The organism is Providencia sp. Marseille-Q8014 (genome assembly GCF_965112055.1).
Genome location: NZ_CBCOPT010000001.1, coordinates 1,812,640 through 1,838,063 on the forward strand (window position 1 = coordinate 1,812,640; position 25,424 = coordinate 1,838,063).

The 25,424-nt window shown below is 39.3% G+C and carries 15 protein-coding genes, 2 tRNA genes and 3 pseudogenes; 9 read left to right on the forward strand and 11 right to left on the reverse strand.

Annotation, left to right across the window (positions count from 1 at the left end):
* Window positions 1-80: 80 nt before the first annotated feature.
* Entirely contained in the window at window positions 81-1,520 is a 1,440-nt protein-coding gene (locus tag ACWPW6_RS07890) for a catalase (protein WP_154622142.1), read from the reverse strand.
* Window positions 1,521-1,819: 299 nt separating this feature from the next.
* On the opposite strand from ACWPW6_RS07890, the gene ACWPW6_RS07895 reads away from it, so the two are divergent.
* On the forward strand, window positions 1,820-2,368 hold the full coding sequence (locus ACWPW6_RS07895; protein ID WP_154622143.1) for a YfaZ family outer membrane protein: 549 nt from the start codon (window positions 1,820-1,822) through the stop codon (window positions 2,366-2,368).
* A gap of 79 nt (window positions 2,369-2,447) precedes the next feature.
* Here ACWPW6_RS07895 and tyrP read toward each other — a convergent pair whose 3' ends face one another.
* Complete coding sequence (gene tyrP / locus ACWPW6_RS07900) at window positions 2,448-3,608, reverse strand: tyrosine transporter TyrP (RefSeq protein WP_281506360.1); 1,161 nt, start codon at window positions 3,606-3,608, stop codon at window positions 2,448-2,450.
* Window positions 3,609-4,094: 486 nt separating this feature from the next.
* Here tyrP and ACWPW6_RS07905 point away from each other — a divergent pair, with 486 nt between their 5' ends.
* Window positions 4,095-5,435, forward strand: a complete 1,341-nt coding sequence (locus ACWPW6_RS07905) for an anaerobic C4-dicarboxylate transporter (RefSeq protein WP_163861148.1) — start codon at window positions 4,095-4,097, stop codon at window positions 5,433-5,435.
* A gap of 61 nt (window positions 5,436-5,496) precedes the next feature.
* Here ACWPW6_RS07905 and yfaE read toward each other — a convergent pair whose 3' ends face one another.
* From yfaE to ubiG, 4 genes are all read right to left on the reverse strand, one after another.
* Window positions 5,497-5,760 carry a class I ribonucleotide reductase maintenance protein YfaE gene (gene yfaE, locus ACWPW6_RS07910; protein WP_154624738.1) on the reverse strand — a complete coding sequence of 88 codons (264 nt, stop codon included), beginning with the start codon at window positions 5,758-5,760 and terminating at the stop codon, window positions 5,497-5,499.
* A 2-nt stretch (window positions 5,761-5,762) separates the two neighbouring features.
* Entirely contained in the window at window positions 5,763-6,899 is a 1,137-nt protein-coding gene (gene nrdB / locus ACWPW6_RS07915) for a class Ia ribonucleoside-diphosphate reductase subunit beta (protein WP_154624739.1), read from the reverse strand.
* Between the two features lie 11 nt (window positions 6,900-6,910).
* Entirely contained in the window at window positions 6,911-9,202 is a 2,292-nt protein-coding gene (gene nrdA, locus ACWPW6_RS07920; RefSeq protein ID WP_154624740.1) for a class 1a ribonucleoside-diphosphate reductase subunit alpha, read from the reverse strand.
* A 335-nt stretch (window positions 9,203-9,537) separates the two neighbouring features.
* A complete protein-coding gene (ubiG, locus tag ACWPW6_RS07925; protein ID WP_247047129.1) occupies window positions 9,538-10,260 on the reverse strand; it encodes a bifunctional 2-polyprenyl-6-hydroxyphenol methylase/3-demethylubiquinol 3-O-methyltransferase UbiG in 723 nt (240 codons plus the stop codon).
* Window positions 10,261-10,501: 241 nt separating this feature from the next.
* Here ubiG and gyrA point away from each other — a divergent pair, with 241 nt between their 5' ends.
* Together gyrA and rcsC are read left to right on the forward strand one after the other, a co-directional pair.
* On the forward strand, window positions 10,502-13,099 hold the full coding sequence (gene gyrA, locus ACWPW6_RS07930; protein ID WP_163861152.1) for a DNA topoisomerase (ATP-hydrolyzing) subunit A: 2,598 nt from the start codon (window positions 10,502-10,504) through the stop codon (window positions 13,097-13,099).
* Window positions 13,100-13,293: 194 nt separating this feature from the next.
* Window positions 13,294-16,074: a two-component system sensor histidine kinase RcsC gene (gene rcsC / locus ACWPW6_RS07935; protein ID WP_250000495.1), complete on the forward strand. Its 2,781-nt coding sequence runs from the start codon at window positions 13,294-13,296 to the stop codon at window positions 16,072-16,074.
* An 89-nt stretch (window positions 16,075-16,163) separates the two neighbouring features.
* Here rcsC and rcsB read toward each other — a convergent pair whose 3' ends face one another.
* Both rcsB and rcsD read right to left on the reverse strand, forming a co-directional pair.
* Window positions 16,164-16,814: a response regulator transcription factor RcsB gene (gene rcsB / locus ACWPW6_RS07940; RefSeq protein WP_154624744.1), complete on the reverse strand. Its 651-nt coding sequence runs from the start codon at window positions 16,812-16,814 to the stop codon at window positions 16,164-16,166.
* A 1-nt stretch (window position 16,815) separates the two neighbouring features.
* A complete protein-coding gene (gene rcsD / locus ACWPW6_RS07945; RefSeq protein WP_196713207.1) occupies window positions 16,816-19,527 on the reverse strand; it encodes a phosphotransferase RcsD in 2,712 nt (903 codons plus the stop codon).
* 215 nt (window positions 19,528-19,742) lie between these two features.
* Here rcsD and ACWPW6_RS07950 point away from each other — a divergent pair.
* Window positions 19,743-19,830 (forward strand) — tRNA-Ser (locus ACWPW6_RS07950).
* A 5-nt stretch (window positions 19,831-19,835) separates the two neighbouring features.
* A tRNA-Thr gene (locus ACWPW6_RS07955) sits at window positions 19,836-19,911 on the forward strand.
* Between the two features lie 58 nt (window positions 19,912-19,969).
* Here the strand turns inward: ACWPW6_RS07955 and ACWPW6_RS07960 are convergent.
* A pseudogene (locus tag ACWPW6_RS07960) lies at window positions 19,970-20,521 on the reverse strand (site-specific integrase); the annotation flags it as partial.
* Between the two features lies 1 nt (window position 20,522).
* Between ACWPW6_RS07960 and ACWPW6_RS07965 the strand changes: the two are divergent.
* Window positions 20,523-20,782 (forward strand): annotated as a pseudogene (locus ACWPW6_RS07965) (ISNCY family transposase); the annotation flags it as partial.
* Window positions 20,783-20,864: 82 nt separating this feature from the next.
* On the forward strand, window positions 20,865-21,782 hold the full coding sequence (locus ACWPW6_RS07970; protein ID WP_163861156.1) for a hypothetical protein: 918 nt from the start codon (window positions 20,865-20,867) through the stop codon (window positions 21,780-21,782).
* Here ACWPW6_RS07970 and ACWPW6_RS07975 read toward each other — a convergent pair.
* Window positions 21,779-22,258 (reverse strand): annotated as a pseudogene (locus ACWPW6_RS07975) (Hcp family type VI secretion system effector). The gene ACWPW6_RS07970 and the pseudogene ACWPW6_RS07975 sit on opposite strands and share 4 nt — an antisense overlap.
* A 35-nt stretch (window positions 22,259-22,293) precedes the next feature.
* Here ACWPW6_RS07975 and ACWPW6_RS07980 point away from each other — a divergent pair.
* A complete protein-coding gene (locus ACWPW6_RS07980; RefSeq protein ID WP_250000351.1) occupies window positions 22,294-23,217 on the forward strand; it encodes an SEL1-like repeat protein in 924 nt (307 codons plus the stop codon).
* 287 nt (window positions 23,218-23,504) lie between these two features.
* Here the strand turns inward: ACWPW6_RS07980 and ACWPW6_RS07985 are convergent, their stop codons facing one another.
* Entirely contained in the window at window positions 23,505-23,792 is a 288-nt protein-coding gene (locus ACWPW6_RS07985; protein ID WP_154635564.1) for a DUF2645 family protein, read from the reverse strand.
* Window positions 23,793-25,424 lie beyond the last annotated feature (1,632 nt).

Here is a 25,424-nt window from a genome sequence, read left to right on the forward strand (position 1 = left end):
GTCAATCAGCTTCATTGGCGTCTGTAATAAAAAAATCAGGCTCTAGCAATAAAGCCTGATTTTTCGATTAGATAACCAAATTATTTAAGGTTATTCAGTGCTTTTTCGACACCCGCGCCATACTCAGGATGTACCTGCTTAAAGAGGTCGATTTGACGTTTCTGGGTTTCTTCAGAGGCTTCAATCAATTCACCAGCAATACGTTGGAACATGCGTTGATGCTCTGCATCATCCAACAGCTCGTATAATGCACGGGGCTGGCTGAAATAATCCTCATCTTCACGATGGTTCCAATGATCAGCTGCACCTTCAAGGGTTAATGGAGGCTCACTGAAATTAGGTTGTTCTTGGAACATACCTGCACTGTTCGGCTCATAAGTTACGCCGTTACCACTGTTACCGTCAACGCGCATTGCCCCATCACGATGGTAGTTATGGAATGGGCAACGCGGTGAGTTAACTGGGATTTGATAGTGGTTCACACCTAAGCGATAACGTTGAGTATCCCCATAAGAGAATAAGCGTCCTTGTAACATTTTATCAGGAGAAAATCCGATGCCAGGCACAATGTTGGCTGGGTTGAATGCGGCTTGTTCAACATCTGAAAAATAGTTAGCAGGGTTACGGTTTAGCTCAAAATAACCAACATCAATCAATGGGTAATCTTTATGTGGCCATACTTTAGTGAGGTCAAATGGGTTATAAGGCACTTTTGACGCTTCATTTTCAGGCATGACTTGGATCTGTAGCGCCCAACGCGGATAGTCACCTTTATTGATTGCATCAAATAGGTCACGCTGAGAGCTTTCACGATCTTTACCAATAATCGCTTCTGCTTCATCGTCCATCAAATTTTCAATGCCTTGCTGGCAACGGAAATGGAACTTAACCCAAAAGCGTTCATTTTTGTCATTGATAAAGCTATAGGTATGACTACCAAAACCGTGCATGTGACGATAGCTACGTGGAATGCCTCGGTCACTGACGTCAATGGTCAATTGGTGGAGTGATTCAGGTAAGTGAGAGAAGAAATCCCATTTATAGGCCATTGAGCGCATATTGCTATAAGGGCAGCGTTTAACGACGTGGTTTAAGTCAGGGAATTTCAGTGGGTCACGAAGATAGAATACTGGGGTGTTGTTACCAACTAAATCCCAGTTTCCTTCTTCTGTATAGAATTTTAATGCAAAGCCACGGATATCACGTTCTGCATCTGCGGCACCACGCTCACCGGCTACCGTTGAGAAGCGAGCAAACATATCCGTTTTTTTGCCTACAGAAGAAAATATTTTTGCTCGGGTATAGCGAGTAATATCATGGGTAACCGTAAAAGTACCAAATGCACCTGAACCTTTAGCGTGCATACGACGCTCAGGAATGACTTCACGGTCAAAGTGAGCGAGTTTTTCTAAAAACCACACATCTTGTAATAGCATTGGACCACGTGGGCCAGCTGTCATTACGTTATTATTATCCACAACAGGGGCGCCAGATGCGGTAGTGAGACCTTTCTTTTTCATCACAATACTCCAGTAATTTACAGACAATAAAACTATAAAATGCATTTAATATGCATCAAAATAAACGGTAAGTGCAGATAATTCCGTATTATCATTCGATTATAGTTGATTGGTTGGATAATAACTAATACATGGTACCGATTGCTGTGATAACTGATTAAAAATAAATAGAAACACCCGCCTATGTTGTAGAAAAGTCGCCTTGGTGGCATGAAAAGTAAAAAACAGTAATAACTACTGAGAATAGGATTTATATATTGTAATATTAACGCATAATTTCTATTTATTGGGGCAATAATATGCGTAAAGGATTATTCTTTGTCGCCGCAGCGGCATCATCACTTATGTTTGTGGGCACTGCTCAAGCGATATCTGTCAATGCGAGTGCTGGTGAGCATTACACTGAATTAAGTGCTGGGATCGGAACTAAAGGTTCAGGGCTTGCATTTGATGGCTCATGGGCGCGTAGTGACCATGATGGCCAAATGGGGAGCTTAGGCGCAACCTTTGGTTTGCCTTTAGGGCCGTTTTCAGCCTATGTTGGTGGTAAAGCATTATATCTTTCACCTGAAGACAACAAAGATGGTATGGCTCTTGCCGCGGGTGCAGGGTTAGGTTGGCAAGTTATGCCGTCACTGAACATTTATGGTGAAGCTTACGGTGCGCCAGCGTCACTGACTTCAGGTAGTGATGCTTATACTGAAGCGAAAGTAGGGGCGACTTATACTGTGTTTAAACCATTATCAATTGATGCGGGCTATCGTATCATTGACATTAAAGGCAATCATAACAATCCAAGCAACAAAATTGCGGATGGTTGGTATGTTGGAGCAGGTTTAAGCTTCTAATGAGTTAGCACTTTATTGAGCTAAATAGAGAAAACCCGTACATGGTACGGGTTTTTTGTTGGCTAGTGCAGGCTCAAAATTACCCGACATTAGGTAAGAATCCTGCAACAATAGCGAATTGAATCGCAATAACAGCGACACCACAAAGTAGCACAATACCCAACACAACAGAGCCACCTTTCACTTGGTAGTGGGCTTGATTAGTGGTAGGCTTTTCAATCGCTCTGACACGTAGAGTCAGTAAAGCAGGAATGATAAGCGCCAATACAGACAACGCCACTGCCGCATAGGTTAAGGCTTGCACAAAACTACTGAAAAACAAGGCAGAAAGTAGAGGCGGTAAAAAGGTTAATACGCCTGTCTGTAGACGCCCAAATAGACGATTACTGCGTTTAAAGAGATCCGCAAGGTAATCAAATAACCCAAGAGCCACCCCTAAAAATGAAGTCGCTAGAGCAAGATCCATAAATAAACTTACCGCAATATTAACCCGTGGAGTTGCGACAACATCACGAATAGCCGTCAGTAAGCCATTTAACCCAGCTTCTTGCGCTAAAATGCCTAAAAAGGTATTGGCTGGAATGGAACCTAACGTAGCGATTTGCCATAAGATATAAGCGACGAGAGGGATTGCACTACCTGTAATAAAAATAATACGCAGTTTACGGACATCACCATTCATATAGTTCACTAAGCTTGGAACGCTGCCATGGAAACCAAATGAGGTAAAGATAACCGGAACGGCCGCAAGCAGTAAGCCTTTCTCGACAGGCATATTGGTTAAATTGACGCTTTCGACATGGGGTAACATTACCGCCAACATAATCACTAAAAAGATAATTTTAGCTGTAAATAAGAGACGATTAATAAAGTCGACGGAATGGGTACCGATACATACCACGGCGCCGCCGATGAGTGTAAATAAAATAATTGCGGATTTTGTTGAGAGATGTAATCCCCACCAAGACAGTAAGCTATCAGAGATCAGTACGCCAGCACCGCCAATATAGGCTGTGGTAAGAGCGTACATTAATAATAACATACTTAACCCAGTCACAATCTGCCCTACGGGACCGAGATACTTTTTAGCGACTGAACCTAAACCCATATCGGGTGGATTATATTGATAGACTTCCACGAGAAGTAATGAGGTATAACTCATTAACATCCAGAGACCGATAAGTAGGCATATGATACCTGTGAAACCGACACCTGCTGCGGCAAGTGGCATAGCCAGCATCCCTGCACCGATTGTTGTTCCTGCAACGATTAAAACGCTACCTAGCGTACGATTTTTCACAAATTCCTCTGATTAAAAGTCGTAGATTAATAAGTTGTGCAGGTTATGCGATCATGATTTATCTGTCAAATCTAAATTACAATGAGTGTAAATATAATTTTACAGCGATCGGTTTTTTTTATTATGACTGCTGAAAATAACAGCGAATAAATTTTGATTGTTAATTAATTTCAGTTATGAATATTAACTATCAAAAGTGAATTTATGTGGTTAACTATGTTAATGGTGTTAATTAATGAATTGATTTTAATGTGGTTTTTGATTTAACGGGACAGTGTCTCAATAAATTAAAATTAATTTTGTGACAAGGCAGGAAAATAGTGTGGAAAAATAATATTAAATTTTTTCACTCATTAATATAAATCAAAAATCTGTCAATCTTTCATCCGGATAATGTAAGGATACATTAATGAAAAGGATGAACTTATGGACTTTTTGATACAACTCGCCATTATTCTCGTCTGCTTGTTTTATGGCGCGAGAAAAGGAGGAATGGCATTAGGGCTGTTAGGCGGTGTCGGTCTTGTGATACTGGTTTTCGGCTTTGGCTTACCTCCAGGAAAACCGCCTGTTGATGTCATGCTTGTCATCATCGCTGTTGTTGCAGCATCAGCGACGTTACAAGCATCAGGCGGTTTGGATGTCATGCTACAAATTGCAGAACGGCTACTACGTAAAAACCCAAAATACATCTCTATTGTGGCACCTTTTGTCACCTGCATTTTAACCATTTTGTGTGGTACAGGGCATGTGGTGTATACCATCCTGCCAATTATCTATGATGCCGCGATTAAAAATAATATTCGTCCTGAAAGACCAATGGCAGCAAGTAGTATTGGTGCACAAATGGGGATCATTGCTAGCCCCGTTTCTGTTGCAGTGGTATCGCTCGTCGCAATGCTGAATGGCATCACCATTAATGGTCAATCTCTTGAGTTTTTAGACTTATTAGCCATCACTATCCCATCGACTCTGATTGGTATATTGGCAATCGGTATTTTTAGCTGGTTTAGAGGGAAGGATCTCGATAAGGACCCAGAGTTTCAAAAATTTATTTCAGTGCATGAAAACTATGAGTATGTATATGGCGATAGTGCCACACTGCTCGATAAAAAATTGCCAAAAATTAATTGGGTAGCAATGTGGATCTTCTTAGCATCCATAGCGGTGGTGGCTGTGTTGGGCGCATTCTCTGAGTTAAGACCTCTGGTGAATGGTAAGCCATTATCGATGGTGCTTGTAATCCAGATGTTTATGTTATTGGCGGGTGCTCTGATCATCATTATTTGTAAAACTAACCCAGGGCAAATTTCGAAAAATGAAGTCTTCCGTTCTGGGATGATTGCGATTGTGGCGGTCTATGGGATTGCTTGGATGGCTGAAACCATGTTTGGTGCCCACATGGATCAGATCAAAGGGACTTTAGGGGCATTGGTAAAAGATTACCCTTGGGCTTATGCGGTGATCCTATTATTGGTTTCTAAATTTGTGAATTCACAAGCGGCTGCATTGGCTGCTGTCGTTCCGATTGCGTTAGGCATTGGTGTTGACCCTGCGTATATTATTGCATCAGCGCCTGCTTGTTACGGCTACTACATACTGCCAACTTACCCCAGTGACTTAGCCGCTATCCAATTTGACCGTTCAGGTACAACACGAATAGGTAAATTTGTCATTAATCACAGCTTTATCTTGCCGGGTTTGATTGGGGTTGGTGTGTCCTGTGTATTCGGTTGGGTATTTGCTGGATTATATGGCTATTTATAACAACTGAGCAGGTTAAGTCATTAGCAGCGATGACATTGTGTTAGCGTTATCGCTGCTATTGTTAGCCGATTTCGATATCAGAAAGGGGGTGACAGCAACAAGGCAAAATTTCACCTTCTTGAACAAAGGCAAGTGGTTTTTGTTTATAACCGACTTTTCCTTTCAGCAGCATCACTCGGCACGAACCACAGTAACCTTCTCGACACTGATACTCCACAGGAATGCGGCTATCTTCAAGAGCATCAAGTAAGCTAGCATGGACTTCGGTGTGATAGGGGACTTGTACACCCTGCGATAAGCGCAGGGTGACTTTATGGCTTGCCATGATTAGAGTTCGAAATCACTCAAGTCATCAGTATTGACTTCAGAGTCAATCTGACCGACCAGATAGGAACTGACTTCAACTTCTTGTGGGGCGACTTGCACGTTATCAGAGACCAGCCATGCGTTGATCCAAGGTATTGGGTTTGAGCGAGTCTCGAATGGCAGTTTTAACCCAACAGCTTGCATACGAATATTAGTAATATACTCAACGTATTGACACAAAATATCTTTGTTCAAGCCAATCATTGAGCCTTCACTGAAGAGATATTCTGCCCACTCTTTCTCTTGCTCTGCCGCATCCACAAACAGTTTATAACACTCGTCTTCGCACTCTGCTGCAATTTCAGCCATTTCAGGGTCATCTTGACCTGAACGTAACAGATTCAGCATATGCTGAGTGCCTGTTAAATGTAGCGCTTCATCACGAGCGATCAGTTTAATGATTTTAGCATTGCCTTCCATTAGTTCGCGTTCTGCAAAAGCAAACGAGCATGCAAAGCTAACATAGAAACGGATAGCTTCTAACGCATTAACACTCATCAGACACAAATACAGTTGTTTCTTTAGGGCACGCAGTGACACTGTGATTTGTTTGCCGTTACAGGTATGAGTCCCTTCACCGAACATATGATAATAGTTCGTCATCTCAATCAAGGTGTCATAATAAGCAGAGATATCACGCGCACGTTTGAGGATTTCCTCATTTTCAACGATATCATCAAAGATAATCGCTGGGTCATTGACGATATTACGAATAATATGCGTATAAGAACGTGAGTGAATTGTTTCTGAGAATGACCAAGTTTCAACCCAAGTTTCCAGCTCAGGGATTGAAATGAGTGGCAATAATGCCACGTTAGGGCTACGACCTTGAATAGAATCAAGTAGCGTTTGGTATTTCAGGTTACTGATAAAGATGTGCTTCTCATGGTCAGGCAATGCATTATAGTCAATGCGATCACGAGAAACGTCAACTTCTTCTGGACGCCAGAAAAATGACAATTGCTTTTCGATTAACTTTTCGAAAATCGGGTATTTTTGTTGGTCATAACGAGCAACGTTAACCGGTTGGCCGAAAAACATCGGCTCCAACAGTTGGTCATTTCTCTTTTGTGAGAAGATGGTGTAAGTATGTGACATAACAATTCCTATTAAATTTTACACGCGCCGCCTTCACAATCTGAATCCGCTGACTCAACAACTTCTTCCAGATCACCTTGAACATCTTCCGCGCCATCGCGAGTGTTATGGTAGTAAAGTGTTTTCACACCAAACTTATAGGCGAGCAATAAATCTTTTAGCAATTGATTCATTGGTACTTTGCCAGTTGCAAAGCGTGTAGGGTCATAGTTGGTGTTTGCAGAGATCGATTGATCAATAAACTTCTGCATAATACCGACTAATTGTAGATAACCGCTGTTTGAAGGCATTTGCCATAACAGCTCATACGCGCCTTTTAGATTTTCATAATCAGGAACAACTTGACGTAAAATACCGTCTTTCGATGCTTTAATACTGATATAACCACGAGGTGGCTCAATACCATTAGTTGCGTTAGAAATCTGTGATGATGTTTCTGACGGCATCAAAGCAGACAAGGTTGAGTTACGCAAACCATATTGTTGAATATCTTTGCGTAGCGCTTCCCAATCATAATGCAGCGGCTCATTGGTTAACTTATCCAACTCTTTCTTATAGGTATCAATAGGTAGAATACCTTGCGAATAGGTTGTTTCATTGAACCAAGGACATGCGCCTTGTTCTTTTGCTAATTCGTTAGAGGCTTTCAATAGATAGTATTGGATCGCTTCAAACGTTTTATGGGTCAAATTATTGGCACTACCATCAGAATAACGGACACCGTGTTTCGCCAAGTAGTAAGCATAGTTAATGACACCGATACCTAAAGTACGACGGCCCATGGCGCCTTTCTGAGCTGCAATGATGGGGTAATCTTGATAATCGAGCAGGGCATCTAGCGCACGTACAGCGAGCACCGCAAGTTCTTCCAACTCATCAAGACTTTCAATTGCACCTAAGTTAAAGGCAGATAGCGTACAGAGTGCAATTTCACCTTCTTCATCATTGATGTTATTCAATGGCTTCGTTGGTAGTGCAATCTCTAAACATAGGTTTGACTGACGCACTGGCGCAATCTGTGGGTCGAATGGGCTGTGAGTGTTACAGTGGTCAACGTTTTGAATATAGATACGGCCTGTTGAAGCACGTTCTTGCATCATTAACGAGAACAGATCAACCGCTTTAACACTAGACTTACGGATATTATCGTCTTGCTCATAAGTGGTATACAGGCGTTCAAACTCTTCTTGATCAGCAAAGAAGGCATCATATAAGCCTGGCACATCGGATGGGCTAAACAGGGTAATATCTTGGTTTTTGATTAAGCGCTCATACATCAACTTATTGATTTGAACACCATAGTCCATATGACGAACACGGTTACCTTCAACACCACGGTTGTTTTTCAGCACTAATAAGCTTTCTACTTCTAAATGCCATAGTGGGTAGAAGAGTGTCGCTGCACCACCACGAACACCACCTTGCGAACAAGATTTTACCGCAGTTTGGAAGTGCTTATAAAACGGAATACAGCCTGTATGGAAGGCTTCGCCGCTACGAATTGGGCTGCCTAATGCACGAATGCGGCCTGCATTCACACCGATACCCGCACGTTGAGAAACATACTTAACAATTGCACTGGATGTCGCATTGATAGAATCTAAGCTATCGCCACATTCGATCAACACACAAGAGCTGAATTGACGGGTTGGTGTACGAACCCCCGCCATAATTGGCGTTGGTAGCGAAATTTTAAATGTCGATGCGGCATCATAAAAGCGACGGATATAGTCAAGACGCGTCTCTTTCGGATAATGAGAGAACAAGCAAGCAGCAACTAAAATATACAGGAACTGAGCACTTTCATAAATCTCACCCGTAACGCGGTTTTGCACTAAATACTTACCTTCAAGTTGCTTCACCGCAGCGTAGGAGAAATTCATATCACGCCAATGGTCAATGAAACTGTCCATTTGCTCGAACTCTTCTTGTGAGTAGTCTTCCAGCAAATGCTTATCATATTTACCCATTTCGACTAGGCGTTGGACGTGCTTATACAGCGCTGGTGGCTCAAATTGACCATACGCTTTTTTACGTAGGTGAAATATCGCAAGACGCGCTGCAAGATACTGATAGTCAGGGGTATCACCTGTAATCAGGTCAGCCGCTGCTTTGATCATGGTTTCGTGGATATCAGAGGTTCTGATCCCATCATAAAACTGAATCTGTGAACGTAACTCCACCTGAGAAACTGAGACATTATTTAGGCCTTCCGCAGCCCAAGTTATCACTTTGTGGATTTTATCGAGATCAATGCGTTCTTTATGTCCATCACGTTTTGTGACTAACAGACTCTGGTTCATGAGCAAGTACACCTTGGTTGACCTACAAAATAGCATATCGCTAACATAAAAAAGCTCATAGATTAACTCCATGAGACTTGTAGTGTTAGATTTAAATTACATACTATATGTAGTGGTTTGTTGATTTTACTATAACAAGATAATGTTAATGTGCAGCTTTAGCAAGTGCACAAATCTGAGTCTTCTGTGGATAACTTTAGGGATAAAAATGATCACCATGTCGGTAAGCTGCAATATAAAAGGAATTCTATTAATCGAAACTCGCCACATGGTGATAAAAATTAATTTTGTAAAATGAGATCGTTTGCTGCTTTCTTAAACGTAACGCTTGCTATTTATTCGCTTACAGTATGGAGCATATAATTGACGTCAACGTTAGGGCCTAAGTAAAATTTATCCTTCAAGGGATTATAATGTAACCCAATGATATGTTTGTCTTTTAATTGGGTTTCATCGATCCAGCCTATCAGCTCAGAAGGGCGAATGAATTTTTTCGCATCGTGAGTTCCTTTAGGTACCATTTTCATCACATATTCGGCCCCGATCACCGCCATCAACCATGCTTTTTTATTACGATTAATGGTCGAAAAAATAACATGTCCACCCGGTTTCACTAATTTAGCGCATGCACGCACTACGGATTGAGGATCAGGGACATGCTCTAACATCTCCATACAGGTCACCACGTCATAAGCGTGTGGATACTTGTCAGCATGCTGTTCAACGGTTTCTTGCACATATTCAACAGGGATACCTGATTCTAATGAGTGCAAGCGTGCGACCATCAAGGGTTCTGCTCCCATATCAAGGCCTGTCACTTCGGCTCCTTCTCGTGCCATACTTTCTGATAAGATCCCACCGCCACAACCAACATCCAAGACTTTTTTACCAAATAAACCATCGATGCGTTGCATGATATAGCCGAGGCGCAGAGGATTAATGCGGTGAAGTGGGGCAAATTCACCTTCTAGATCCCACCAGCGAGAGGCGATCGCTTCAAATTTCTCAATTTCCTGCTTATCGACATTTTGATACGCTGAAGTTGAAGTATCATTCATGAGTGGAGCTCCTGTTACGAAATAGGTGTCCGAGCCGTAATACGTGAATTTATGGTGACTATGAAACATTTTTGTTGCTCTTACGCAATAAACTCAAAGTATCCGGACACATAAAGACATTTTTCCGCTATTATACATAGCTTGAAAGACAAATACTCACTTCTCATTTTTTTTATTAAATTGGCGAATTGTGGTATAGTTCTAAACCTTTGAATCCGAAGTTATGAGGGACAGTGGTTCCATGAGCGACATTGCCAGAGAAATCACACCGGTCAATATCGAAGAAGAACTAAAAAGTTCGTATTTGGATTATGCGATGTCCGTTATTGTCGGCCGCGCACTTCCAGATGTTCGAGATGGACTGAAGCCAGTACACCGCAGAGTACTGTTTGCGATGAATGTATTGGGAAATGATTGGAATAAACCCTATAAAAAATCTGCCCGTATAGTCGGGGACGTTATCGGTAAATACCATCCACATGGTGATATCGCTGTTTATGAGACGATTGTTCGTCTTGCGCAGCCTTTCTCTATGCGTTATATGCTGGTAGATGGTCAGGGGAACTTTGGTTCAGTTGACGGAGACTCCGCAGCTGCAATGCGTTATACGGAAATCCGTATGGCGAAAATTGCCCATGAAATGTTAGCGGATCTTGAAAAAGAAACCGTTGATTTCGTCCCAAACTATGATGGTACAGAGCAAATCCCAGAAGTAATGCCGACAAAAATACCTAACCTATTGGTTAATGGCTCGTCGGGTATTGCTGTAGGGATGGCAACCAATATTCCTCCACACAACTTAGGGGAAGTCATTAGTGGTTGTCTTGCTTATATAGATGATGAAGATATCAGCATTGAAGGCTTAATGGAGCATATTCCTGGGCCTGATTTCCCGACCGCTGCCATCATTAATGGCCGTCGTGGAATTATTGATGCTTACCGCACTGGCCGCGGCAAAGTCTATATCCGTGCCCGTGCAGAAGTTGAAGTCGATGAGAAAAATGGTCGTGAAACCATTATTGTTAGCGAAATTCCTTATCAGGTAAATAAAGCACGTCTTATCGAGAAAATTGCTGAGCTCGTTAAAGAAAAACGCGTCGAAGGGATCAGTGCATTACGTGATGAGTCGGATAAAGACGGCATGCGTATTGTGATTGAAGTTAAACGTGATGCGGTTGGTGAGGTTGTGCTTAATAATCTCTATTCACTCACACAACTTCAAGTCTCTTTTGGGATCAACATGGTTGCTTTGCATCAAGGCCAACCGAAGATCCTTAACTTAAAAGATATTATTGCCGCGTTTGTTCGCCATCGTCGTGAAGTGGTGACACGCCGTACTATCTTTGAATTACGCAAAGCACGTGAACGCGCTCATATCCTTGAAGCATTAGCCGTAGCATTAGCGAATATTGACCCTATTATCGAACTCATTCGTCAGGCACCAACGCCTGCTGAAGCGAAAGCAGGCTTAGTTGCACGCCCTTGGGATCTGGGTAATGTCGCTGCCATGTTAGAACGCGCTGGCGATGACGCTGCACGTCCTGAATGGTTAGAAGAGCAATTTGGTGTTCATGATGGTAAGTACTACCTGACAGAACAACAAGCTCAGGCTATCTTGGATTTGCGTCTGCAAAAACTGACTGGCCTTGAGCATGAAAAACTGCTGGAAGAGTATCGTGATCTTCTGAAACAAATTGAAGCATTACTGTATATTCTACGTAGTCCTGAGCGTTTAATGGAGGTCATTCGCGAAGAATTAGAAGCTATTCGCGAAATCTATAACGATGCTCGTCGAACAGAAATCACTGAAAACTCTGCTGATATCAATATTGAAGATTTAATCAGTGAAGAAGATGTGGTCGTTACCTTATCTCACCAAGGTTATGTTAAGTATCAGCCATTGTCTGATTACGAAGCACAACGTCGTGGTGGTAAAGGTAAATCTGCGGCACGTATTAAAGAAGAAGACTTTATTGAACGTCTGCTGGTGGCTAACACCCATGATACGATTTTGTGTTTCTCCAGCCGTGGTCGCCTATATTGGATGAAGGTTTATCAATTACCTGAAGCAAGTCGTGGGGCTCGTGGTCGTCCAATCGTTAATCTGCTGCCACTCGAGCAGGATGAGCGTATTACAGCGATCTTGCCAGTTCGCGAATACGAAGAAGGGTATTATGTCTTCATGGCAACCGCTAGCGGTACGGTGAAGAAAACCCCTCTGCAAGACTTCAGCCGCCCAAGAAGTGCCGGTATTATTGCGGTTAACCTCAATGACGGTGATGAGCTGATTGGTGTTGATTTAACCAATGGTTCAAATGAAGTGATGCTGTTCTCGGCGCAAGGTAAAGTCGTTCGTTTCGCTGAAGATGCTGTTCGTCCAATGGGGCGTACCGCAACAGGTGTTCGTGGTATCCGTTTAGTGGATGAAGATAAAGTGGTTTCATTGATTATTCCACGCGGTGAAGGTCATATTTTAACGGTGACTGAAAATGGCTATGGTAAACGTACGGCTGAGCAAGAATACCCAACGAAATCTCGTGCCACTCAAGGTGTTATCTCCATTAAAGTGAGTGAACGTAACGGTAATGTGATCGGGGCTATCCAAGTGGATGAAACCGACCAAATTATGATGATTACCGATGCCGGAACTTTAGTGCGTACACGCGTCTCAGAAGTGAGTGTTGTCGGCCGTAATACTCAGGGTGTCACTCTGATTAGAACAGCTGAAGATGAAAAAGTTGTTGGTTTACAACGTGTCGCTGAAACGGAAGAGGATGAAACCTCTGATGAAGATAGTATAGAGAATAGTGCGGATGCTGATACAGATTCAGCCGAATAAATGTGAAGCTGAATAATTTAACGGGCGGTTTACCGCCCGTTTTGCTATCTATAACTAGCAGGTCTGACATTTATCGCTTTTTATCAGTTGTATCGAGTATACTTAATCGTCGTTACATAGCTGGTGTAGGATAAAACTTGAGATACTTACCATCATTTAGAACATCATTACGTTTATCACGTGATTTATTTCGTATCCTTGGTTTAATGCTATGGGGAATGGGGGTATTTATTACTCTGTTCTTTCTCTACACTCAATTCAACGAAAGTAAATCCGATATACGCCAGCAATTCTATTCAAGTTTTGAGAATATGCAGGCATTTATCTTACAGACAGGAACAACTTTACGTTCTATTCAGTTTATGACGGAACAGCATGAGGAGAAACTGGTTAATCAACCTAATTATCCGACACTACCTGTGACCGGCTCTTATACCTTATATCCCTTATCCCCTGAAGCCGATTGTGTATATTTCGAAAATAGCACAACGAATTATCTTACGGCATTCGAGCAATTAATTTATTTTTGGAAAGACAGTATTGCTGCGCCTCAAGGGTTAAATCACGTGTTTGTGATTGGTTCTAAGAGCTACTGTATGATGGATTTTTCGATCCGAACGACAGTATCAGATATCGAAATGCTTAAGAAAATTGGCTATGAGAATATCAGGTCATACCAAAGCCTTAGATTACAAGGGCAAGAACGCAATTTATATACGGTGGTTCATGGCGCACAAACGGATTCAGGACAACTTTATTTAATCCAACCTATCTATGTTGACGGCCGTTTGTATGGATTTATCGGTTTAGAAAGAACGATTAGCTTAAACCAATTTAATCAGCGTTCTAATAAGTCAATTGAATCGGTTGTCGTTAACGCCTATAACCAACCCGTTTTATACAGCACTGCGGACTCTAACCCAAAAAATTCCAGTCTATTATCTATTTCAGAGCCAAGCTTTTTTGGTTTTAATTCCGATTATTCAAAGCTAATTTTTAAAAAGCGCTTAACGCCTTCCTTAATGACGGTTATTTATGCAGTACCAACCAGTGAGATATTAGCAGAGCACAAGGTAGCCATCTTTTATAGTGTGATTATTAACATTATTACAGGAGGGATGATCTTTTTCTTAATTTTGCTGTTAGAACGAAAAATGCTAATACCCGCGGCGAATACGGCTATTCGCCTCGAAGAACACGAACAATTTAATCATAAAATCGTAGCTTCAGCACCTGTCGGTATTATTATTCTAAGGCTCAGTGATGGTGGTAATATCTTGAGTAATGAACTGGCTCATGACTATTTCCGTTTATTAAGTGAAGATGATAAGCAGCGTATACTGACGATTATTCGACAAAAATCGAGTAATTATATTGATGTGGTGACAACGAGTAGTACACATCTACAAATTAGCTTTGTGAATTCACGTTATCAAAACGAAGATGTGGCGATTTGCGTGCTTATCGATATTAGCATTCGTGTGCAAATGGAAAAATCGTTGCAAGATGTCGCGGATGCCGCAGAGCAAGCGAACCATGCCAAATCAATGTTTTTAGCGACGGTAAGCCATGAATTACGAACACCGTTGTATGGAATTATTGGTAATATTGAATTATTACAGCGAGCTGAATTATCAGATAAAGCTAGTCGGTTGGTTACAACGATGGATAATTCATCATCACTGTTATTACAGATTATCAGCGATATTTTGGATTTTTCTAAAATAGAATCCAAACAGTTAAAAATTGAAAATAAACTATTTAATTGCCGTGACGTTTTTGCTTTTGTTTTAGCCAATTATTTGCCTTTAATTGCCAAAAAACAGATTGCAATCTATTCCTTTATTGAACCCAATGTACCGGATTTATTGCTGAATGACTCTGTTAGGCTACAACAAGTCATCTCTAATATTGTTAATAACAGCATTAAATTTACAGACTCAGGTTTTGTGATTTTTTATGTTTGGCGTGATGAAAACTATTTAAAGATTGAAATTAAAGATTCTGGAATAGGGATGTCTCAGGCGGTTGTTTTGCAACTATTCGACCCTTTCTTTCAAGTTTATGATCAGAATAATGTGGGTCATAAAGGGACTGGTCTAGGCTTAGCCATTTGTGAAAAATTGATTAGCTTGATGGATGGTGATATCGAAGTTAATTCACAAACGGGGCTAGGTAGTTCATTTATTATTCGAATACCTCTTTATGGGCAAAAATATATTGAACAAAAAACACCGGAGTATCGTTTTAGTTATCGGATAGCAATTAATTGCCAAAATCAATTTTTAGCCGACTTTTTAGCCAAATTACTCAGATACCATCATTTTGTGGTATTTTCCGGTGATGAAATAGAAAAAACAGAAAGTTATGATTTGCTTATTACTGATAGTGAAGAGCCACATAAGTGTAATGTGAAAAAGGAAATCCAACTCAGTGGTTTTTATGTGGGTGACTTACGTGAAATAGCGCCTAATAAATGGCTATATAACACTTATCAAAATGAAAAATTACCCTTTATTATTGATAAAGTGATTTCAAAAACAGTTGAGGGGCAAGTCGCAAAAGCAGAGTCAATCAAAGCGAATTCACTTGAAATTGATGGTTCACTATCTGCTTATCAAGTATTAATTGTTGATGATCATCCAATTAATAGGGTGTTATTGAGCGACCAGATTGCCAATATTGGCTTTTGTATATCGACTGCGGTTGACGGCCTAGATGCGCTAAAATACTTAGAAAATCATACGGTTGATATTGTCTTGACAGATGTCAATATGCCTAATATGGATGGCTATGAGCTTGCTAAGGAACTCAGAAAACGGGGTTCAGCGGTCCCGATTATTGCATTAACGGCGAATGCAATGGCAGATGAAAAGCAGCGTTGTATAGATTCGGGAATGAATGATTGTTTATCAAAACCGACAAAAATCACAATACTGAAAGAAACATTATTAAAATATGTGATTGCCCAATAGGTATAGAATGAAGCTAGCGGTATCGAGAGAGAAGAGAAAAACCCATTTTATAGGGTTTTTCATCAATAATATAAAGATAATTCAATAGGTTAATCGCTAGGTGAATTATCAATACTGACAGAAGATAGGTAGTTAAGCAATGCGATATCATTATCAACACCAAGCTTCAACATCGCTGATTTCTTTTGGCTACTGATTGTTTTAATACTACGATTCAGCTTCTTAGCAATTTCTGTCACCAAAAAGCCTTCTGCAAATAGGCGTAAAACTTCACTTTCTTTTGGTGATAAGCGTTTGTCGCCGTAGCCACTTGCATTGACCTTCTCAAGCAGTTTACTCACACTTTCAGGGGTAAATTTTTTACCTTTTTGTAATGCGGCTAATGCTTTAGGTAAGTCAGCGGGAGCACCTTGCTTCAGAACAATCCCTTCAATATCCAATTCAAGGATAGCACTTAAGATAGCAGGGTTATTGTTCATTGTCAGAACGATAACCGAAAGGTCCGGATAGTGGCGTTTAATGTATTTAATTAATGTAATACCATCACCGTATTTATCACCTGGCATCGATAAATCAGTGACTAAAACATCAGCATTTAAACGTGCTAAATTATTAATTAAAGATGTTGAGTCTTCAAATTCACCAACGATATTGACCCATTCTATCTGTTCGAGTGACTTTCTGATACCGAAAAGAACAATAGGATGATCATCGGCAACAATGACATTTAGGTTATTCATATTATTGGTTACCTTCTAGCATTAGTTTTTTCACTGAAATATCCAGTTCTCTAATGCAATTACTTATTTTTAAGCTATTTTCTTCTGCTATGTAAAGTTCCAAATCTTCACAAAGCTTGTGAAGGAACCCAAAATCTAGCATAGCAAAAACTCCTTTTAAACGATGTGCTGTGTTTTTCAATTCGGTCAAATCCTCAACACTTTCGCTATTATACAGTTTATTAATATCTATCGGTACTGTTGTTATGAACAATTCCTTATAATCGCTTTTTGATAAAATATGTTGATAAGTGTGAAGTATACTTTCCATTGATTCATCATTGGTTTGAGCAAGCTCTTGGCTAGCAAATGGAATATGACCAATGGACTCTAAATTATTATCATCAGATGCTGCGTGTTCGATAAGCAAAGATATAGCATCAATCAGCTCATCTGCAAAGTTATAGTTAACTTCTAAATGCTGTGATGTGATTGAGTTGACACCTAGCACCGTTCCAGAAACTTTTATGATGTTTTTAAACTGGTTTTCATCATTATCAGTGATCAATAAATCCCAATCCGAGTGTGGCGAACTTTCATGTAAGTCTAAAAAGTCAGCGCCGTAATGTGTTAGTGTGTTTCTGATTATTCTTGAAGCATCAGCATTATGAATAGCTAAACGAATATGTATATCTTCAAGTAAAGTCGGATAGCTATCGGCCATTGTTGCTGATTTAACAGGCAAAATAAGTTGGTAATGAGAGCCAATAGCAGGGCTACTATTAATTGTAAAAGTCCCATTCATCTTTTTACTGATTGCTTTACATAAATAGAAGGTAATGCCGGAACGGCTAAATCGTGATGAGGTAAGTACTTGCCCCGAAAATGGATGCTGAAGATTACTCAGTTCGTGTTTGGTGAGCCCCATACCACTATCTCTGATATCAATGATAATATGGTTTTTATCTTCTTGATAATTAAGGGTAATAGACACTTTTCCAAAAGAGGTGGTATCGATGGAGTACTCAAAAATGAGTTGTAAAAGATGTCTTAGATAGGTTGGATCTAATGAAAACATAGATTCAGGATTAATGTTATTATAAAAATAAAGCGTTAATCCTTTACTTCTAAGACGAAAAAGATTTTGTTTTAAAAATTGAGTGAGTAGTGAACTAACGGAAATTTTCTCAGCAGATGATTTACTGGCAGATGACTCAAGTGAATTTAATAAATTAATATTATTAAACCAGCGGCTAATATGAGTTGTTTGCAGGACGATGGTATCAATGAAATCTTGCTTATTTGCTGTCGGAGATTCAATAAGTCCTTCAACGGCGTTATTTAACAGCGTTAAGGAAGGTTGAATTTCCTTCTGCATATTCTCAAAGACAACCTTTCTTAACTGAATATTTTTCTTATACTCACGGTTAGCGAGTTCTTGTCGCCGTTGTGTCAATGCTTCTTTATCTTTATCAATAATAATGAAAAGATAAGTATCTTCTAGCATATTAATTTTAACGAGAATGACTTCATAAACGTTGTTCTCAATCGAGATTTGGATCATGTCATGGTTATTTGTAGCCAATTCCTTGATATGGTTAAGATCCATAGACGGTAATAAGGAGTTGGCCGCATTATTACTGAGCAATTTTTTATTGGTTGTAAAGTCATACACCAAAATACCGTAACTAATGTTGTTAATGATGTCGTGATTAAGCGTATCTTTCAGCTTCAACTCATGTTGCATAATCGAGTTAGGTGAAATAATCCGTTTACGAATAAAGATACTGGTAAAGAAAGCCAGTAATGTCACAATAATGATGCAAGTCAACAGCCAAAGGTTATAACCAATGATACCAACAACCAGATCTTTTAAGGGAACACGATAATAAACCTGATAATTGCTACCTTCTATCTGTTGTGCAAAAACGATACTAGTGCCTCGAAGTTCAACATTAGAAAGCTTATTTGTGTCACTGTTGCGTAGTGATAAGGAAATATTATCGCCTTTAAGGTTGGTTGGCAGTATAGAGTTGATTGATATATCAAAAGAAATAACACTGGTTAACTGCCCAGGCGAGTTAAACATCAAACGGTAGGTATAGTAATAGATATGCTCAGGTGTCAGTTTTTGTAGATTAGAAATAATCTCTCTTCTATCTAACAGTGTCGACTGGGTTAACATGTCTGTACGCTTTTCTTCCGCGGTTAACGTGAGATAGCTCTCTTTAAAGCGCAATTCAGGTTTTAAAATAGAATGTGTGGTTACCAAGACTAGTGTGTTATCAGAACCATTAAGAAAATACATTGAGTTGTATTCATTGCGTGCCCCCCAAACAATTTCCATGTAGTCGGCAAGCTTACTTGCTAACTGAATATTTTGCTCCTTATCATTACCAAATAAAATGGCATCGATAGTTTGGTTTGAACTGCTTAGCCAAAAAACATCGTGGCGGATTTTTGTAAGGTGAGGGGGCGAGGGAAGCGTTGTGACTTCAGAAAGTGGCGTCAACTTCTCATTAACCAGCTTGTACATCAAATTGGCTTGATAACGGTAATCTTCAATCTGATAGGCCAACTGTTTTGCCATGGTATCCAACGCGGCTTTACGGCTGATAACCCATGAATGATATGAATTATAAAGCGACAGAGATAGCATCACGACCAGTAACAGGATAAAGACGTAAAATAGGCGTGAAAGCAATGTCGTTTTTATTAGTAATTGTCTGTACATATTATGGTGAGCAGTCCTGTCGGCAAAAATATATTAATTGATTAAAAATCATACGCCTATGAAAATGTGAGACACCGATTTTGCACAGATATTAACACTTTTATTATGAAATAGAGAACAATTGAGTGAAGATTAGCCAAACAGAATAAAAAAATCAATTTTTTTACTTTCAGGGGTAGACAAGCTGCGTCGATTCCTCCATAATCGCGCCCCATGGAAGGATGGCCGAGCGGTCGAAGGCAGCGGTCTTGAAAACCGCCGATGGGAAACCATCCTAGAGTTCGAATCTCTATCCTTCCGCCATATTCGCCGGCTTAGCTCAGTTGGTAGAGCAACTGACTTGTAATCAGTAGGTCACCAGTTCGACTCCGGTAGCCGGCACCAAATAAGAACCCGTTATCTCTCAACCAGATAGCGGGTTTTTTCTTTTTTGTAATTCATGTCATTTAACCACCTCTAATAACTGATGGGACATATTTGGGACATCTTCATCAAAAAGAGCATCAATTTTCATTGCGTGTTCTTTCAAATGGGATGGGGCAAGATGCGCATATCTCTTGACCATTTCTATGGATTCCCAGCCGCCCATTTCTTGAAGTGCAGATAATGGCACTCCGGACTGAACAAGCCAACTCGCCCAAGTATGCCTCAAGTCATGAAATCGAAAGTTTTCTATGCCAGCTCTGCGCAATCCTGTTTTCCAAGCTGTATTATGGTTAATTCTCATTTTGCTAACTTTAGCTGTGGGCGTTCCATCTGACCTATGCCATGCTTCAGTATGAACAAATACAAAGCGCTGGTGTTTTCCTATTTGTTCTCTCAATACCTTGCAGGCGGTATTATTTAGGGCAACACCTATCGCTTTCCCTCCCTTTGCATCTTCAGGGTGGATCCAAGCTAGATCTATCTGTGATCATTCAAGATGGAGTATGTTTGAACGTCTTAACACTGTAGCTAATACAAAGATAACAACCGGTCTAAATATTTCAGGCATATATGATCGGCTGTCAGAGGTTGACCAGGCGCTATCGTTGATAATAAACGCTTAGGCCGCACATTAGAACTAGTAAAAATGGTTCAAGATAAGCGTGATAATACCCGCTTTCAAGCCGTCCCAGCAGGCAATCGCCCATCTCGAAGACATAAAAAACCGACAGAAAAGAAACCCCAATGTACACTCAATAACGACGATATGCTTGAGACTTTAACAAAACTTCAGATTCGTTCAGAAGAAATATTTGGAAGCAAAGTTTAAAATAATATTATGCGTGCTATAACGGTGAAATCATGGATGCTAATGAAGCCATGGAAAAACGATTGGCTATTATCGTCGAATTTTGAAAAACCTTAAAAGTGTACATAATCGCTCCAATGAATGTTTACCTCCTAGAGGATTAGATGAATCAATTTATTATCGGAGTGAGGGTGATGAACCTTCGGTTAAAACGGCACTCAGTAATCCTTGGGTAAAAGGAACTGAGGATTTTGCCATAACCTCAACAAAAGGTGTTAAACGTTCGATAAATACTGCTGCTGAACTTGGTGTGTTACCTCCGCCTTTGCAAGGTATGAATTTTCTTCTTAAATCTCGGGTATCTCAAAGTCCTCGCATCATGAAAGAAAATGTTGAAGCTATCTATTTATTGCGGTTTGTTTATGACCCCTATGAAAATCTTTCTGAGGTTATCAATATTATCATTGGGTCTATCGTTAACCAAATGCCGCCAACGAGAAAACGAAAGCTATCGGATTATATTCAAATGGCAGGTGCTATTTCTAATATAAATAAACCAATTAATTTTAATGATAGATTTAAAATTGATGAACAAGTGAATGTATCGGTTAGAAATTTTGCCGAAGGCGTGACGATTGATATCATGACGGAATCACAGATTCGGAAATTTATTGTGGCAGCAATAATCACGCGTATTGTTGCGTTCATTATCACAAAGTCCCCGTCTTTTTTTAAACCTTTAGGTGGTCCCCGTGCGGTGATCAGTCGAACAGTCATTGTAGCCACTCTGATATACAGCTATGGGACCATTGAAAAAATGGCGGAAGCGGCAAAGCGACTGAAGAATAAGAATCGCGCCGTCTATGACGCGATGGACAAAAGTCAAATTACCATGGCCTATTATTTCGTTGAAGAGGAATTAAGCCCATTAATCACGTTAGCTGCAAGCCCAAGTAATGCCGCGAGTGATGATGCTTTTGTTGCTGAAATTCGACACTTAATTAATAAGTATAAAAATTAGAATACACTATCATTAGATATACTGTAGCCAGATGTGCCAGCCATAATTTGAGCTGTTGTAATATCACGATATCGGATCGTCAATCGCTCTTCCGGTTCGATATCATTACGTAAAATATTGTTTGAGCATTGATGAGAGTAATCAATAATCGATGCTTCGTTTAATTTTACCGTGAAATATTTTTCAATTCCGCCATTCTGAGCTGTTCGATAATAATTGAAGACGAGATTGAGCGTTTCATTATTTGAAACCGCAATTAACAATAATGGCGATGATTTATCTATCTATTTGGTAAATTGGATAGGTTGGTGCGGCAAATTTTGCGATCTGGATATGGAAAAATTTAATTCAGTGACAAATATCGCATCTTTTTTATCTGTTTGATAACGGTTTCCGATTGAATCTAAAGTTCCACAACCGCGTGATATCAAAGCTTGTTGTTTTCCTTCTAACGTTAGATAGATTAAATTAGCCATTAATAAATAAATCCATAATTAGGTGAATTTTGGTTATGCTAAGTAATAAAATTATAATGGTCACTGTATTCCTACTCTTATGCAATCCCGTATGGTCTTATTCTGAACCAACGATCAAATGTATTCCTGAGGAAAATAATTTTCCGGCGTGTGAGGCTTTAGCAAACCAAGGGGATGATGAGGCATTATTAATTGTCGGGCGTTTTTATGAAACGGGCACTGGTGTCGAAAAAAATATCGAAAAGGCAGAAGAAATTTATCAGAGACTGTCGGATAAGAACGATGCAAACGGGATGAATCGTTTAGCGATGCTAAAAGAAGACCAAGGAAAAAAAAATGAGGCTATTTTGCTTTATCAAAAAGCGGCAGAGCTTGGATCATCTTCGGCTGACTATAATTTAGGCATATTATACGAGTTGGATAATAATTATACCAAAGCGAAAGAGATGTATGAAATTGCAATTAAAAAACATAAATCAAGTAGTGCAATGATGAGTCTGGGTGACCTATACCGTAATGGTCGTGGGGGAGAGATAAACACTGATTTAGCTGAAAAATGGTATAAAGAATCGATAAAATTCGGTAATGATTTTGCGATTACTCGATTAGGTTATTTGTACGGTGATTTAGAAAATTATGATGATGCAATAAAATGCTATGAAAAAGCCATCATCAAAGGGGATCCTGCGGCAATGAATTCAATGGGGTTGCTTTATCAGCATGGTTTTGGTGTTCAACGTGATATCAATAAAGCAGTAAAACTCTATCAAGATGCTTCCAATAAAGATAGTCTTGGTGGTTTAATTAACTTGGGATTGATGTATGAGGAAGGACTTAGTGTGCCTCAAAGTTATGAGAAAGCTGTCAAATTATACAAAAGAGCTTATCAACTAGGTTACACCGATATTCAATTACGGATTGACTACTTAGATAAAAAAATGCATAAAAAAAATAACTAATGTATGAATTTAACATAAAGGTGCTTAAGCTACCCAATGCTTAGGCACTCAAAATTCCCATCTTCCTACCGTAAAAAAGACCATTTTGTGTTGCTCATTTGTTATCAAAATGGCGGTTTCGGTTTCACGGTAAAAATAACGCCAACCGGCTATTTTTCCAGAATTGCCAAGATTTTTGGGTTGGTATAGGTGTGGCTGTTTCGGGGGGGAGGGGCGGTAACTTGGATTCGATTAACAGCATTGCCTGTTTAACATCATGGATCTTGGAGGAACTGGTAGAATATTTCTTAGCAAAAAGTAAACCGAAGAAAAAATGACCATATAATATATATAATGACAATTAGTACATAGGACCACCTTAATTTTTTATTTCTTTCAAAAAAGAACAATAAGATACATGGTATTAATATTAAAATAGGCTCAATTATATACCTACCTCCAAGGGGAAGTTGACAAAGATTATCTACATCCCCATCACCAACCATCCATTCATAGTCAGATGTTGAAAGGATATTAATTAATAGTAATAAAAAGATTAAATACAGAAACGCGCCTATTTTTAGTATTATTTTCATATCAAGGAATTCCTAGAAGCTTTCTAATTCTATCTCTATTTTCTAAAATCCTCCTACCATAAGATGTCCACTCTCTAATAGGTTCTCCTTTGTTTGAGTAATAAGGTTGAATAAAATCATCTAGTTTTCTAGCCGTTCCTCTCTTTATATTTGGTTAAATAATCAGCACCACCAAATGTTTTCCACCATACTGTGTCTAGTAAATCCCATTTAGGGTAATCAGGAAAATTGTTCTGCACAACTGAATCAGGACACTTTTCTTAAGGAATTTTGTTCATACTCAATGGGTGGCAGATCACCGTTGGCAGTATGAAACCTTTGCAAATCACAGTTCTCATCTCGAAACGAAGCGTTACCAATTAGCAGTGTAGGGTCAGAATGGTAAATGCGTAATTGTCAATAAACAGGCCATTTCCTCGCTGTAGGTTTAGATGACTTCATTCCTTAAATATCTAATGAGAACATCAATTACACCCGAAACGTCATCATGCATAAGAATGGAAGTACAAACTAAAAAGATAAAAAAATTTCCAAGTTTAAAAAACATATCTACATTATTTCCATATTTATAATGACTTAATCTTAATACCTATTGTAACAAATAGAAACATTTATCCAATAAAGGTTATTGAGCATCGAAAATAGATGGTTGGGTTAAATATCACTAAAGATACACACTTTCAGGAGTAAACGGCTCAAACAAAAATGCCCCCCGAAGTATCTTAATGCTCTGTAGGCGATATTAGGTTAAAGAGAATAGAACGGCGGTTTGCCGGTATTAGTGATAGTTAACATTATTTATGAGTATATTGGCGCAATCAAAAACAACGACTGTGCTGTTTTGAGCGTTTTTAGTGCAGATTAGCAGCGGGTAGCATGCCGCTTTGGGATATTTTCATTTATTTATGAATACAATCACCAGCAGGTGACAATATTTTTGGCTTTAATATAGATAATACATGACAGTTTTAAACTGACGTATGGTTAATACGTCAGTTTATGAGCTCTGGATAAAGCGTTTAGTGATAAGCGGGTTATTTTTTTATAATTCGCTGATAGATTAATGGGCTATATAGGATAATAGCTAAAGCGATATACCCGAATATCCAGCTCAATTGGAAGTCATGGGCATAAACACCAACAAAGCTAATAATTAGTGCGGTTATTCTAAAGCCGAAAAGATTAAAAAGAGAGTAGAGTAACTCGAAAAGAAAACTAAAAATTCCCACAATAGCTTCTATAAGAGAGTCCATATTTATTCCTTATTTCCATCATTTCTCTATTTCGAATAATTTTACAGTATTAAGTCAAATTTTTATAGGGGAAATGATGACAGAAAGGGGCATCATTGTTATAAAACAGTCATTAAATTCTGGTGTTTATTTTTTATCTCTTTGATTAAAAAGATAATGTAAATGTTATTGGATTGAAATAGTAGACATCGTTGATTGTGCTTTTTATCGGGGGTAAATGTTATAAATTTTTTCTATAGGGCAAAAATGATGCATTTTTTAGAGACTAGCTTTATTATAATAAACACCTTATTTGAGTGGTTCCGAGTTAATCGGATCTGACAGCAATAAATGTATGCATTATGTCATGATATGGAGCAGAAAATATGTTGCTTAGTAA